Origin of the sequence: Thiofaba sp. EF100 (assembly GCF_039822285.1) — a bacterium.
Classification (GTDB): Bacteria; Pseudomonadota; Gammaproteobacteria; order Halothiobacillales; family Halothiobacillaceae; genus Thiofaba.
Genome location: NZ_JBAJEY010000001.1, coordinates 715114 through 728806 on the forward strand (window position 1 = coordinate 715114; position 13693 = coordinate 728806).

A 13693-nucleotide genomic window follows, 5' to 3' on the forward strand; every position below is an offset into this window, starting at 1 on the left:
GGGTCACGGCATGACGGGTTACGACGCAAGCGACGCGCCGAAGCGCGTCGCGTCAGAGGCTTACGAAGACCGTCTGCCGCAGGCGTATGTAGAGCTTTTAACACTGCTGGAAGATATGGACGTGTACGTGCACCAGATCACGCAGCACTGGCCCAAAGTCGAGCGTCACGGTCTGGCCGCCGATGTGCGTGCGCAGATGACCGTGCTGCACCGGCTGACGGCTGTTGCGTGGAAGCGGCGCAGCAAGGCGGGCGCGCTGTTCGATCTCGACATCGAGGTGCACGTGCTCAAGACATTGATCCGCAAGGCGTACCGGCTGGGCTACATCAACGCCAATAGGCTGGAGGTGTGGAGTCGGCACGCAGCGGAACTCGGTCGTCGTGTCGGCGCATGGCTGCGCCATGAGTCGGCCAAGGCGAAGGGGAGTGGCCTGTGAACGGCGGCAACTGGAGCAACGGCGCGAACGCCGGGCTGTTCTACCTGAACGTGAACAACGACCCGTCGAACGCGAACAGCAACATCGGTGCCCGCCTGGCGATGGATATCGCGGCCAGAAGCGGCGCGGCCACGGCTGCGCCGACAGCGCTGCATCCTTCGGGGTCGCTCTCCTGCTCGGCAGTGCCGGGCGAACATCAACAGGGCGCGGCGGGCGGCAAGCTGGCCGCGCCCACCTTATTCGAGCGCATCACTGCCTGGGAAAACATTCTTGCCGCTTGGCATGATGCTCGCAAAGGCAAGCGAGGATCGGAGGAGGTGCGCCGCCTCGAACTCGACCTCGAGGCAAACCTGGTTAGCCTGCATGAGCATCTGCTGCGCGGCACATGGCAGCCGGGAGAGCCGCGACGGTTCTGGGTACGCGACCCAAAGTGGCGCGAGATCACTGCGCCACCATTTACGGATCGCATCGTGCACCACGCCATCGTGCGCGTGATCGAGCCTCTTTTCGAGCGGCGGTTCATCAGCGACAGCTACGCTTGTCGCAAGGGCCGTGGCACCCACGCCGCCGTGATGCGTGCGCAAGCCTTCCTGCGGCGCGCCAAGCGTCGCTGGGGCGACGGTGCCTACGTGGTCAAGTGCGACGTCAAAAGCTATTTCGCCAGTATCCAGCACGACATCCTGATGCGCCAGATCGAGCGCGTAGTCGAGTGCCGACGGACGCTCGCGCTACTGCGCCGCGTCTTCGACGGCTACGGCTTTGATGGTGCCTGGCTGCCAGTCGGAGCCCTCACCAGCCAACTGGCTGCCAATATCTTGCTCGACGCGCTCGATCACCGCATCAAGGACGATTGGGGCGTGCGCGAGTATGTTCGGTACATGGATGACTTCGTGCTGATTACCGAAGACAAGGCGACCGCTGCACAGCTGCTCGATGCCATTGCCGACGAACTCGCAGCGCTTGGCCTGCGCTTGAACCCCAAGAGTGGCTACTGGCCGATCAAGCGCGGCGTGGATTTCTGCGGCTACCGCATCTTCACCACCCACATACGGCCGCGTCGCCGCGCCATTCGCACCTGGAAAGCGCGGTTTCGCGCGCTCTCGGCCAAGTGGCGCCTTGGCATGACGACGATGGATGCATGCCGCAGCGCCGTCATGTCCATGTTGGCCGTCATGCGCTGGGCCAATGCGCGCCGAACCACGCAATCCATCCTGCAACGCCTCGTTCTTAAAGGAGTTTGATATGCGAATCGAAAACCATCAACTGATCACAGATACGACAGCAATTGACCTGCCGCGTTTGTCTATTCCTGCCACGGTTCATGTCTGGACGGTGCCGACCGAGTACCGCTCGGATGGGCTTTTTATCGCCGTACAGCGGCCCGGCGAGCCGGAGGAGGTGCCCGCATGCGACCCGGCGCAGTGCGCCAAGGCCATGACCGAGACGCTCCCACCGCATCCTGACGCTGTGCTCGCTGAAGCCAAGGCCGCCAAGAAGCGCCAGATCGAAGCCGATCGGGACGCGCAGTGCGAGCAGCCCGTGTCGGCTCTTGGGCGCGCGTGGGATGCGGATAAACGCAGCCAAGAGCTGTTGGCTACGGCTGTGACATTGGCGCAAGCTGGCGCGCCGCTGCCCCCTGTATGGCGCGACTGCCACAACAATGACATGCCCGTTACAGGCATTGCTGAACTGCTCGCTATTTCCGGCGCTATCGCCGCGCAGACGCAGGCAGCTTACGCTACGTCGTGGATGCGTAAAGCCGCTGTGGACGCCGCAACAACGCTTGAGGAGGTCGAGGCGGCATGAAACGGCGGTTGCTCAACATCCTGATCGCTATTGATCAGCTATTGTGGGTACTGCTGACGCTGGGCAACGGCAGCCCGGACGAGACGATCTCGGCGGCAGCGTACCGCATGGAGCGCCAGGGCAAGAGAGCCGGGCGCGTGTTGCGTCCGCTGCTCGACGCAATCTTCGCGCCGCTGGAGCGCGACCACTGCCGCTTGAGCTACGAATCCGAGATGGCCGGATCACAGCTTCCTGACGGCTACCGTGCTCGCATTCCATGAGACGTTGTTTGTCGCATGTAATGTGAGCATGTCGCATGGAATGTGATCCTGCGTCGCAAATAATTTGTGCAAGCCTAACGGGCTGCCGTACAGCCCCCCCAAGCCCCCTCAGGCTTTGGAACAACGCCTGCCTGACCTGAACGAGACGAAGAAACCCATGCCCGCATCGCTCGCTGCGGGCATGGTCCTTCTCGAGGGCTCATCAGACTGGTTCTGACACGCCCTGCCGCCCCCTTGACTGCCCCTCATGCCGGCCTCAGAGCTGCTCGATGGCAAGCTCCAGACCCTCGACCTCGGCGCGTGCCCCGCTGTGGGTCAGCACACCGATGCTAGCCTGCGCAGGAGCAAGGTAGCGTTCGGCAACACGGCGCAGGTCATCCAGGGTGACGTCCAGAAGGCGATTGCGGTAGGCCATGCGGCGCTCCGGGGTCAGGCCATGCAGGGCATTGTGGAAGGCCTTCTTCGCCTCGCCTGCGGGCGAGCCCGGCTTGTCGATGCTGGAGATGACCGACAGCAGGGCCTCCTCCAACGCCTGGGCGGTGTGGCCCTCACCGTGCAACCAGTCGACGGCACGGTCGAAATCGGCCAGCGTGTCGGACAGACGGGGATCGCGGTAGGAATAGAAGCGGAAGCTCGCGGATTCCGGATCGTAACTCGCCCCGCCGCCGTAGGCACCGCCCTGCTCGCGGATGGCGCGGTGCAGGAAGCCGTTGCGCAGATAGGCCCCAAGCAGGGCCAGCGGGCCGGCATCGGCATGGTCGATCGGCACGGCCGCGTAGGCCTTGGCGCAGAAATGCACCTGGGTGTTGGTCAGCCAAGCCTCGCGGGTGGCCGCGCGCGTCCCCGGCAGGGCGAGCACGGACGCGCCCGCCGGGCGCTCACCCCAATGGCTCGCCTGCGCCTTCTCGAGCAACTCGAAGCTGCGCCCCTCGGCCACCATCAGCCACTCGCGCGGCGCCTCGACCAGTTTGCGGTGCAGCGCGGCCAGACGTCCGGCGAAGGCTTCCAGGCGCTCGGCCTCGTCCAACCCATCATCCAGCGCCTTGAGCTCCTGCAGCCCGGCCAAGCCGCTCCAGCGGTGCGCGAGGCGGGCAGAAGGCGACAGGCGCGAGGCGGCGATGGCCATCGCGTGGCTGTGGCCGGCGGAGGTCACGCCCTGCTCGCGGGCGAAGCGGGTCTGGGCCACCAGCTCACGCAGACGCGGCAGTTCGTCGAAACGCGCGCTCTCCAGCACCTCGCTCATCAGCCCCTGCAGGGCCGCGCCATTGCGTGCCAGCGCCTTGCCGGACAGCACCACATAGCCGCGGGTGCGCTGCTCGTCGTCGAGTTCGGCGCGCACCGAGGCATAGGCATGGATACCGCCGGTGACCGCCGCCATCCGCTGCTGCATGGCGAGATAGTCATGCCCCCCCGCCCCAACCTCGCTCAGCATGCTGGTGAGGTAAGGCAGGAGGGCCAGCTCGTCGTCATCGAGCTGCGGCATGGGCATGACGACCTGGCTGTAGACCAGCCCGTTGGTGCTGGAATCGAACCAGGTGGTGCGGCGCGGGGCGGCATCGACGCGCACGGGCACGGGGATGTCGAGCCTCCCAGGAATGTCCTCGCGGGTGACCTTGGGCAGGATCTCCGGATCGTCCTGCCGTGCCTGGCGCGCCAGCAGGGCCTGCGCCTGCTCGATCACCCGCTGCTTGTCCTCCTCGCTCATCCTGGCCTTGAGTTCGGCCAGTCGGGCCTTCTCGGCCTCGACCTTCCGCGCGGCCAGCCCGGTATCCGGCACCAGGGCGAGGCGCACCCGGTGGGGATTGTCGAGCAGCAGGCGGCGCGTCAGGCCCTTGATGTATTCCGGATCCTTGATGCGTTCGCGCAAGGTCGCCAGCACCGGCTCGAGGTCGAGCAGGGCGACCGGGTCCCCTTCGTGGATGGCCGCCGGGAGGGCGTGCAGGATCAGCTGCAGGCCATAGGGGTAGGAGTCACCGGTGATCTCGCGCTGCGAGAGTTCAAGCTGGTGCAGCACGGCCTCGACCGCTTCCTGCGGCACACCCTCGGTCGCCACCTTCTCCAGCACATCGAGGATCAGCCGCTCGATGGCCCCGGCGTGTTCCGGATTGGAGCCCTCCACCCCGGCGGCGAACAGCATCTCGCGGGGGGAGTCCTCCAACCCGCACAGCGGCGAGGGCGCGCTGCCGAGCTTGGTGGTCTCCAGCGCCTGCATCAGCGGGGAAGCGCTGTTGTCGAGCAGCACGCCAGACAAGAGCTGGGCCTCCAGCAGCCCCTCAAGGTCGGCGTTCTCGCCCAAAAGCCAGCCGACCACGACGTGAGTCTTATCCGCCGTCTCGCCCTCCACCGCATAAGGCTCGCTCACCGCCTTCGGCTCGGCATAGCGCTGCTCCGGCGGAACGGCGGTATTCGGGTCGATGCGGGTGAAGTGCTTCAGCGCCTTGTCCTGGAACATCGCCTGCAGATCGGCCGCGGGGATATCGCCATAGGTCAGGAAGACGGCATTGGAAGGATGGTAATGGCGCTTGTAAAACGCCACCAGCTGCTCATAGGTCAAATCAGGAATCGCTTCCGGATCACCACCGCTGTTGTGGTGATAGGTCACGGTCGGGTAAACATGTTTGGTGAGCGACTGCCACAGCACGCTGACGGGGTTGCTCATCGCCCCCTTCATTTCGTTGTAAACCACGCCCTTGAAGACCAGCTCGCTTTCGGGATCGTCCACCTTGGCGAATTCGACCCGGTGGCCTTCCTGGGCGAAATCCAGCGCATCCAGGCGGGCGAAAAACACCGCATCGAGGTATACATCCAGCAGGTTCATGAAATCCTTGCGATTCTGGCTGGCAAAGGGATAGGCCGTCCAGTCGCTCGAGGTAAAGGCATTCATGAACGTATTGAGCGAGCGGCGCGTCATCATGAAGAAGGGATCGCGCACCGGGAAGCGCTCGCTACCGCACAGGGCGGTGTGCTCGAGAATATGCGCCACCCCGGTCGAATCCTGCGGCACAGTGCGCAGGCCGACCAGAAACACATTGTTATTGTCCTCGGCCGCCAGATGGAAATGGCGCGCGCCGGTGGCGATGTGCTCATACTCGTCGACGTGCAGCTGCAGCGCCTCGATCCACTGGCGGCGCTTGAAGGCGAAGGAGGGATGGGTATTCATGGATGCATGCATGTCTTGATTTTCTCGGTCGTGCGGGACGCGGCGGTTCGACAAGGAAAAGTGACTGGATGATACCATGCGCCTTTTCTTCTCCCGATCCAACCCCGCTGCGACAAGGGTTCCCGTACCATGCCCACCCCCACACTCCACTCCCGTTTGCAGGCCCTGCGTACCGGCCGTCTCGACGAGGCAGGCCAGCGCCAGTTGCTCGAAGATGCCCTCGCCGAAGAGGCGCACTCCATCGCCTGCGAGACCGCCGATCACCTGGCCTATGCCCTGCTCGACGCGGGGCGGCCTTCTGAGGCGCGCGAGGTGGCGGAACGGGCCCTGGCCGCCGGGCCGGACTTCGCCCTGCTGCACACCCTGGCCCTCGCCGAACATGCCATGGGCGATTCAGCCCAAGCCATTGGCCATCTCGAGCAGGCACTGAAGCAGCTTGGCGAACCGCAGGAGGACGCGCTGCGCGTCCTCCGCGCGGACATGCTCGAACACCTCGCCACCCTCTGCCGGCAACAGGGCAAGGGACTGCGCGCCTGGCAGGCACTGGAGCAGGCCGCCAGCCTGCTGGAATCCCTGGGCGATCATGCCGGTTGGCTGCGTTGCGAAATCGCCCTCGCCCGCCTGGCACGCGAGCTGGGCGACAACACCCAGTCGGCCGACAAGTGGCTGACGGTGATCGAAATCGCGCGTCGGGCGGGGCGTGCGGAGGACGAGGCCCGCGCCCTGCTGGAGCTGGCCGAGATCGCCCGCGACGAGGGGCATGCCGAGGCCGAGGAATCGCTGCGCCAGGAGGCCATCGAAGCGCTCGTGCGGGCCAGGCTGTGGCCGGAGCTCGCCCGCGCCCTCTTCCAGCTTGGACGCGCACGTTCGCGACGCAACGCCGTCTGGCAGGCGCTGTGGCTGATGCTGGCGCAGGAGGGCCCCATGGAGGGCCTGATCAACGCACAAGCCTGGCTGTTCATGCGAGAGGACCAGAAAGCCAAGCCCGAAGCAGCCCAGGTCGCCGCCGCGGTCATCGCCGTGATCGAGAAACTGCCCTCCTCACTGCCCCGCCACGCCGAGATTCATCGCATGGCCATCACCACCTTCCTCGGCTGTGCACGACTACAGGGGATCCATGAAACTGAAGTCACAGAGTGGATGGAAAAGGAAAGGATGCGTTCGGAGGATGGAATCATCGCCGCGACCATGAAAATGATCGAGGCCCACGATGAAACCGGAGCGTGGCTTTTCGACCGCGCGGCTTTCCTTACCGCGAAACCCTCTTGATAACCGCGTCCATTTCACTAGAATCAAGCATGGTTATCCCGACCTCCACCACCCAAGGACCCATACCATGAATATTGATTCCATCGACCTTAGCCAGTTCAGCATCGAAGAGCTGGAAACCCTGATCAAGCGTGCCGAGGCCACCATTCGCCAGGCCAAAGCCAAAAAGGCCAGCGAGCTGCGCCGCCAGGTCGAACTGACTGCCGAACAACTGGGTATTTCCGTCGCCGAACTGGTGGGTCTGGAAAAGTCTTCTCGCAAACCTGCGCGCACGACCACCTCGAAGATCGCCCCGAAATACCGCGATCCCGCCCATCCCGAACTGACTTGGACCGGCCGCGGTCAGAAGCCTGTCTGGCTGCGCGAACGTCTGGAACAGGGGGCACGCCTGGAGGATTTCCTGATCCTCTGATCGCTGAATATTTCAAGGCCCCGCTCAGCCAGACTGTTTCAAAAGGGCTGTCCTGCCCTTTTGAAACTCGCCTCGTCGCAGTACACGCCCGCGACGAGCTCTGTGAATCAATCACTTATCGTGATTGATTCACGCGCGAGCCGTCCATGGCTCGCCTTTCCAGGCCGTGTCAAAAGCTCTTGACACGGCCTGTGAGCGGGGCCTTTTTCATGCCGGCTTCTGCATTTCCAGACAGATCTGGTAATACGTCTTTTTGCTTCCCCCTAGAAGGTCGGCCGCAATCGCCGCTGCCCCCTTCACCGGCACGCCATGCGCCAGCAGGCTGCGCAGGAGGGCCTCCTGACCGATCCCGGCCGTCTCCTCTGCCACGAGGGGCGATGCCCCCCGCACCAGAATCACACACTCGCCACGCTGCTGGTCCTCATCCCCCGCCACCCAATCTGCCAGCGCCCCAAGGGTGCCCAGGCGTACGGTCTCGAAGGTCTTGGTGAGCTCGCGCGCCAGGGTCGCCTCACGCTCCGCGCCGAGGACCGCGACCATGTCGCGCAGGGCATCGAGCAGGCGGTGCGGGGCCTCGAAGAAGATCAGGGTACGTGTCTCATCCAAAAGCTCGGCCAGACGCGCCTTGCGTGCCGAACCCTTGGCCGGCAGGAACCCCTCGAAGGTGAACCGATCGCTCGGTAGGCCGCAGACCGACAAGGCGGCCATGGCCGCGCTCGGACCGGGGATGGGTGAGACACGCACCCCCGCCCGCAGCGCGGCGCGCACCAGCGGGAAGCCCGGGTCGCTCAAGAGCGGTGTGCCCGCGTCCGAGATCAAGGCCAGAGACTGCCCGCCGCGCAGGCGCCCGAGCAGATCCTCCACCCGCTGCTGCTCGTTGTGCGCGTGCATGGCAGTGAGCGGCGTGGCAATACCGAAGTGCTGCAGCAGCTTGCGGCTATGGCGGGTGTCCTCGGCGGCGATGAGGTCGACACTGGCCAGCACCTCCCGCGCCCGTGGGCTCCAGTCCGTGAGATTGCCAATGGGCGTGGCGACGACATACAAGGTGCCGAAAGACATACGTTGGTCCTAATGCGCAAAACGGGCTGGGCTATACTCTAGCCCGCCGTCTCAGACTTAGGTAAGGTCTGAACCCTTCAGACCTTACTGTCGGGGGCATGGAGGCCCCCGCGCAATCAACGACGTCAGTCACTGAATTGCGGAGGCCGTCGCGAATTCCGTTTGCGACGAACCGAGCTGAAAAAAGCCAAGGAGGGTCTTTATTCAGGGTTTACCAAGGGAAACTGCCGTGACAGGACTGATCCGCGGGTACTCCATCGCCGTCATCCTCGCCCTCCTCGCCGGCCTTCTGAGTGCCTGCGCCCCGCAGCAGCCTCCGCGCTCCGATACCACCGCGCTCGACCGGGCACTGGCCGAAGCTGAACGCGGCCAGGACCCGCTGCAACTGTCCAGCGCGCTGTGGCGCAAAGCGTCCGTGCTGCACGGAGCCGAGCAGGCCAGCATGCAGCTGCGCGCCATCGAGACCTTGATCGATGCGGACAAGCCGCAGAATGCCCTGGCCTATCTGCGCGACCCCCTGGCCCAGCGCCAGGGATGGTTGGCCTTCGAGCCGCGCCGCACCCAGATCATCCTGGGCTTTGAAGCCCTGCAACAGGGCCGCACCGCCGAGGCCATCCGCACCCTGCAGGACATCCCCGCCCCACTCGGCAGGGCCGAGGCCACCCGCCGGCTCGAATGGCTGGCCCGTGCCCTGGAGGCTGACCAGCATGGGCTTGAGGCCGCCCGCCAGCGCATCGCGCTCGACGGCCTGCTGAGTGACGAGCGCCGTCTCGCCAACCAGGAGGCCATCCTTCGCCTGCTGGGCGCCCTCGACAAACCCGCCTTCGACAGGGCCCTGATCGAGACCGTGGAGCCGCAGCTTGGCGGCTGGCTCCAGCTGGTGCATGCCCAACGCGAAGGCAAAGATGCCCTGGAGCGCTGGCGCCAGGCCCATCCCTCCCATCCACTGCTGCCCGCCCTGTACGAGCGTCTGCAGCGTGAGGCGGTGGCACGCGTGCCGCAGACCGTGGCGCACATCGCCCTCATCCTCTCGCAGGAGCCGCGCCTCGCCGAAGCGGCCCGCGCCATCACGGCCGGGGTCATGCTCGCCCGCGAGGAGGCCGGTGAGAAGGCCCCCGAGGTACGCGAATACCCCGACGCCCCTACCCCCGAAGGCTTCCGGCGCGGCGTCGAGGAGGCCGTTGCCGCAGGAGCCACTGCCGTGATCGGCCCGCTCGACCGCGAGACCCTCCAGCAGCTGACGCGCTTCCAGCCTAAAGTGCCGGTGATCGCCCTGAACACGCTGGAGAGCGGGACCGCGACCAGCCCCAACCTGATCCAGTTCGGCCTGCCGCCGGAGGACGAGGCGCAGGCCGTGGCCGAGCGCATGCTGGCCCAGGGCCAGCTGCGCGCCCTCATCCTCGCCCCGAACGACGCTCTGGGTGAGCGGATGGTCCGCGCCTTCACCACCCGCTACACCGCAGGGGGCGGGCAAGTGGTGGACAGCCAGCGCTATGCCCCGCGCTCGCCACTGTGGGAACAGCAGGCCCGCCAGCTCCTGCGCCCCGCGCCCGACCCCATCGACGGCAGCCAGCGCATGCGCGAGGATGCCGATGCCCTGTTCCTGATCGCCCGCGCCAAGGACGCCCAGGGCTGGGTGCCTCTGCTGCGTGCCAACGGCGGCGGCAACCTCCCCATCCTCGCCACCTCGCATGTCTACGACGGCGCCCCGCGCCCGGCGAATGACCGCGACAAGGATGGGCTGCAGTTCTGCGACATGCCGCTCATCCTCAACTACGCCCGCCGTCCCGGGCAGACTGGCCCGAGCCGCTTCGAACAGGCGGCGCTTTCAGGCCAGCCGCGCCTGTTCGCCCTCGGTTACGACGCCTACCAGCTGGCCACCCGGCTGGAGGCGGCGAAACGCCCCGAGGGCTTGCGCGGCCAGACCGGAACCCTGCGCCTGAATGCGGACAACCGCGTCCAGCGCACCCCCGCCTGGGCCCTGTTTCGCGGCGGTCTTGCCAACCCCCTGGAGGTCATCCAGCCTTGAGTGAGCGGCGTGCCGCGGGCGAGGCCGGCGAACAACTCGCCCTCGAGCACCTCGAACGCCGCGGCCTGCGCCTGCTGGCGCGCAACGTCCATGCCCGCGGGGGAGAGATCGACCTGGTCATGCTCGACGGCGCCACCCTGGTGTTCGTCGAGGTACGCAGCCGTTCGGCGCGTGGCCTGGTCGGCGCCCTGGAAAGCATCACGCCTGCCAAGCGACGGCGCCTGCTGATGACTGCCCAGACCTTCCTGGCCCGACACCCCCAGCACGCCGCCCGCCCCTGCCGTTTCGACGTGGTCGGGATCACCCGCGATGATGAGCGAACCACGCTAGAATGGGCAGCCAACGCCTTTGAAGCCTCCGCGTGACCTGCGTCATGCCGCTCCGTTTTGTGAAGACACCCCAGCCATGCCCGTCCCAAGCCACGCCGAAGGAACCGAACTGTCCCGCATGCTCTACCACCATGCCGAGACGCGCCTGCAACATGTCCGCACGGCCTTAGAGGCCGCCGCCCCGGCCCTGGCCATCGCTGCCGAAAGCCTGCTTGCCACTTGCCTGCAGGGGCACCGGGTCTACCTCTGCCCCCTGCCCGAAACCCAGGCCCTGGCCGAGCGCGCCGCGAGTCTTCTGCTGCGCGGCATGGTCCAGCCCCGCCCCGGCCTGCCGGTCGTCCTGCTGCACCCCCTGCCGGATGAGGGCGCAGGCTGCATGCAGCAGATCGGCAGCCTGGCAGCCCCGGGGGATGCCCTGCTCGCCTTCAACGGCGTCCGGACGGACGGCCTCGAGGCCCTGATCGATACCGCGCGCCTGCACGACATGCGGCTGATCCTCCTCGGCGGCCCCGTGTCGGAGGGAGTGGCCAGCCACCTCCAGGAAAACGACCTGGTCATCCGGCTCGACACGCCCTGCCCGGCGAGCCTGCACGAAGCTGCCCTGGCCGCCGTGCACGCCCTGTGCGATGCACTCGACCACCGCCTGCTGGGGCTGGCCTGATGCTCGACCCCGCGCAACTTCAGGCCCTGCGCGCCGCGGCGGGTGCCGACCATGTCAGCACCGAGCCCGCCACCCTGTGGGCCTACGGCATGGACAACAGCCGCCGCCACGCCCCACCGGATGCTGTCATCTACGCCAGCGGCCACGACCAGGTGCGCGAGGTGGTGCGCACCTGCTCCACGCACCGCATCCCGCTCATCGCCCGCGGGCGCGGCACCGGCACCACGGGCGCCACCGTGCCCATCCACGGTGGCGTGGTGCTCAGCTTCGAGCGGATGAACCGTATCCTCGAGGTGAATCCGGATGACCGCCTGATGGTGGTGGAGCCCGGGGTGACCAATGGCGAGGTGCAGGCGACGGCGCGTGAACATGGCTTCTTCTGGGCGCCCGATCCCACCAGCTCGCCGTTCTGCAGCGTGGGCGGCAACCTCGCCTACAACTCGGCGGGACCGCGTGCGGTGAAGTACGGCACGGTACGCGAGAACGTGCTCGGCCTGCGCGCCGTCACCGGCCGGGGCGAGGAGCTACGCACCGGCACCCGCACCACCAAAGGCGTGGTCGGCTATGACCTCACCCGCCTCTTGATCGGCTCCGAGGGCACCCTCGCCGTCATCACCGAGGCCACCCTCAGGCTCACCCCGCTGCCGGAGGCCATCCGCACCGCGCGTGCCCTGTATGCCGATATGGGCAGCGCCGCTCGCGCCGTCGCCCGCCTGATGGCCCAGCCGGTCACCCCCTGTGCGCTGGAATTCATCGACGGCGCGGCGATGGACATGATCCGCGGCCACACCGACACCGACCTCCCAAGGCAGGCGCGCGCCATGCTGATGATCGAGGTCGACGGTCCCGCCGCCTGCCTGGAACCGGCCATCGCCGCCATCCGCCAGGCGGCGGAGGTGGACGGCCTCCTGGAGTGGCGCGAGGCGCGTGAGGCGCACGAGGTCGAATCGCTCTGGGCCACCCGCAAGGCCCTCTCCCCCGCCCTGCGCAAGGTCGCGCCGAAGAAGATCAACGAGGACGTGGTGGTCCCGGTCTCACGCATCCCGGAACTGATCGAGGGACTGGAGCGACTGTCCACCGCACACGCCATCCCGATCATCAACTTCGGCCATGCCGGCAACGGTAACATCCACGTCAACCTGTTGCTCGACCCCGACGCGCCAGGCGAGCTGGCCCGCGCCCATGCCTGCCTGGACGAGGTCTTCGCCCTGGTGCTCGCCCTCGGCGGCACCCTCTCGGGCGAGCATGGCGTGGGGCTGGAAAAACGCGACTTCATCGGGCGCGAACTGGGCAACACAGCCATCGAGCTGATGCGCGGCATCAAGCAGGTGTTCGATCCGGCGGGCATCCTCAATGCCGACAAGACCCTGCCGTTGCCCGGACACGGCAGCACGACATAGACTGAACGGCCCCCCGAAGGATTGCCCCATGCCCGCCGCACTCTGGTTCGGAATTCCCGCCCTCGCCGCCTATGCCACCGCCACCCTGCTGCTGTGGCGCCGCCTGCCTCGCCTGCGCGCGGGCGAGATGCCGGGCAAGGGGCTCGCCTTGGGCCTGGGGCTGCTCGGCGCGCTGCTGCATGCCTTCGCGCTGGCCAGTGACATCTGCTGCTTGGAGGGCATCGACCTCGGCGTGCTCAAGGCCCTCTCCCTCTCCGGCCTCGTCACCCTGCTGCTGGTGCTGATCTCCAGCCTGCGCCAGCCACTGGAGAACCTGACCCTGCCGGTGCTGCCTCTGACCATGCTCGCCCTCACCGCCCAACTCGGCTGGCCCAGCGCCCCGCGCAGCCTGGTCGGCACTCAGCCGGCGCTGGAGGTGCACATCCTGCTCTCCATCCTCGCCTACAGCCTGTTCACCCTCGCCGCACTGCAGGCCTGGCTGCTGGCGAGCCAGCATCGCGCCCTGCACCAGCGTCGCCCCCGGGCCTTCGCGCGCATCCTCCCGCCCCTGGAGGACATGGAAATCCTGCTCTTCCGCCTGATCGGCGCAGGCTTCGTTCTGCTGACCCTCTCGCTGATCACCGGCTTCATGTTCCTGGAGGACATTTTCGCCCAGCACCTGGTGCACAAGACGGTGCTGAGCCTCATCTCCTGGGCGGTGTTCGGCGGCCTGCTGCTCGGCCGCGCCTTCATGGGCTGGCGCGGCCGCACGGCGGTGCGCTGGACCCTCAGCGGCTTCGGCGTGCTGCTGCTCGCCTACTTTGGCAGCAAGATCGTGCTGGAATGGGTGTTGGGTATCATCCGCTGATGCCTTGGGGCCTTGCCCTTGAGGC

At 66.7% G+C, this 13693-nt stretch carries 13 protein-coding genes; 11 read left to right on the plus strand and 2 right to left on the minus strand.

The features are described from left to right. The first annotated feature begins 10 nt into the window (after positions 1-10). From V6D91_RS03585 to V6D91_RS03600, 4 genes are read left to right on the plus strand one after another with little or no spacing between them, the layout of a single operon-like run. Positions 11-436, plus strand: coding sequence for a four helix bundle protein (locus V6D91_RS03585; RefSeq protein WP_347317809.1), 426 nt, complete (start codon positions 11-13; stop codon positions 434-436). Then, complete coding sequence (locus tag V6D91_RS03590; protein WP_347317810.1) at positions 433-1677, plus strand: reverse transcriptase/maturase family protein; 1245 nt, start codon at positions 433-435, stop codon at positions 1675-1677. Before V6D91_RS03585 ends, V6D91_RS03590 begins: the two co-directional genes overlap by 4 nt. A 1-nt stretch (position 1678) precedes the next feature. After that, entirely contained in the window at positions 1679-2242 is a 564-nt protein-coding gene (locus V6D91_RS03595) for a DUF4376 domain-containing protein (protein ID WP_347317811.1), read from the plus strand. After that, entirely contained in the window at positions 2239-2502 is a 264-nt protein-coding gene (locus V6D91_RS03600) for a hypothetical protein (RefSeq protein WP_347317812.1), read from the plus strand. Before V6D91_RS03595 ends, V6D91_RS03600 begins: the two co-directional genes overlap by 4 nt. Before the next feature lie 256 nt (positions 2503-2758). On the opposite strand, the gene V6D91_RS03605 is transcribed toward V6D91_RS03600, so the two are convergent. Next, positions 2759-5662, minus strand: coding sequence for an insulinase family protein (locus V6D91_RS03605; protein WP_347317813.1), 2904 nt, complete (start codon positions 5660-5662; stop codon positions 2759-2761). 129 nt (positions 5663-5791) lie between these two features. On the opposite strand from V6D91_RS03605, the gene V6D91_RS03610 reads away from it, so the two are divergent. Together V6D91_RS03610 and V6D91_RS03615 are read left to right on the plus strand one after the other, a co-directional pair. Continuing rightward, a complete protein-coding gene (locus tag V6D91_RS03610) occupies positions 5792-6931 on the plus strand; it encodes a hypothetical protein (protein ID WP_347317814.1) in 1140 nt (379 codons plus the stop codon). Positions 6932-6998: 67 nt separating this feature from the next. Then, a complete protein-coding gene (locus tag V6D91_RS03615) occupies positions 6999-7343 on the plus strand; it encodes an H-NS histone family protein (RefSeq protein WP_347317815.1) in 345 nt (114 codons plus the stop codon). 207 nt (positions 7344-7550) lie between these two features. Here the strand turns inward: V6D91_RS03615 and rsmI are convergent, their stop codons facing one another. After that, positions 7551-8402 (minus strand): 16S rRNA (cytidine(1402)-2'-O)-methyltransferase, encoded by an 852-nt coding sequence (rsmI, locus tag V6D91_RS03620; protein WP_347317816.1) that lies wholly within the window; start codon positions 8400-8402, stop codon positions 7551-7553. A gap of 229 nt (positions 8403-8631) precedes the next feature. On the opposite strand from rsmI, the gene V6D91_RS03625 reads away from it, so the two are divergent. From V6D91_RS03625 to ccsA, 5 genes are read left to right on the plus strand one after another with little or no spacing between them, the layout of a single operon-like run. Next, complete coding sequence (locus tag V6D91_RS03625; RefSeq protein ID WP_347317817.1) at positions 8632-10431, plus strand: penicillin-binding protein activator; 1800 nt, start codon at positions 8632-8634, stop codon at positions 10429-10431. Next, positions 10428-10796, plus strand: a complete 369-nt coding sequence (locus tag V6D91_RS03630) for a YraN family protein (protein ID WP_347317818.1) — start codon at positions 10428-10430, stop codon at positions 10794-10796. The genes V6D91_RS03625 and V6D91_RS03630 overlap by 4 nt, the downstream gene beginning before the upstream one ends. Before the next feature lie 40 nt (positions 10797-10836). Beyond that, positions 10837-11421, plus strand: coding sequence for a hypothetical protein (locus V6D91_RS03635; protein ID WP_347317819.1), 585 nt, complete (start codon positions 10837-10839; stop codon positions 11419-11421). Beyond that, positions 11421-12821: an FAD-linked oxidase C-terminal domain-containing protein gene (locus V6D91_RS03640; protein WP_347317820.1), complete on the plus strand. Its 1401-nt coding sequence runs from the start codon at positions 11421-11423 to the stop codon at positions 12819-12821. The genes V6D91_RS03635 and V6D91_RS03640 overlap by 1 nt, the downstream gene beginning before the upstream one ends. A 28-nt stretch (positions 12822-12849) precedes the next feature. Then, complete coding sequence (gene ccsA, locus V6D91_RS03645) at positions 12850-13668, plus strand: cytochrome c biogenesis protein CcsA (RefSeq protein WP_347317822.1); 819 nt, start codon at positions 12850-12852, stop codon at positions 13666-13668. Positions 13669-13693 lie beyond the last annotated feature (25 nt).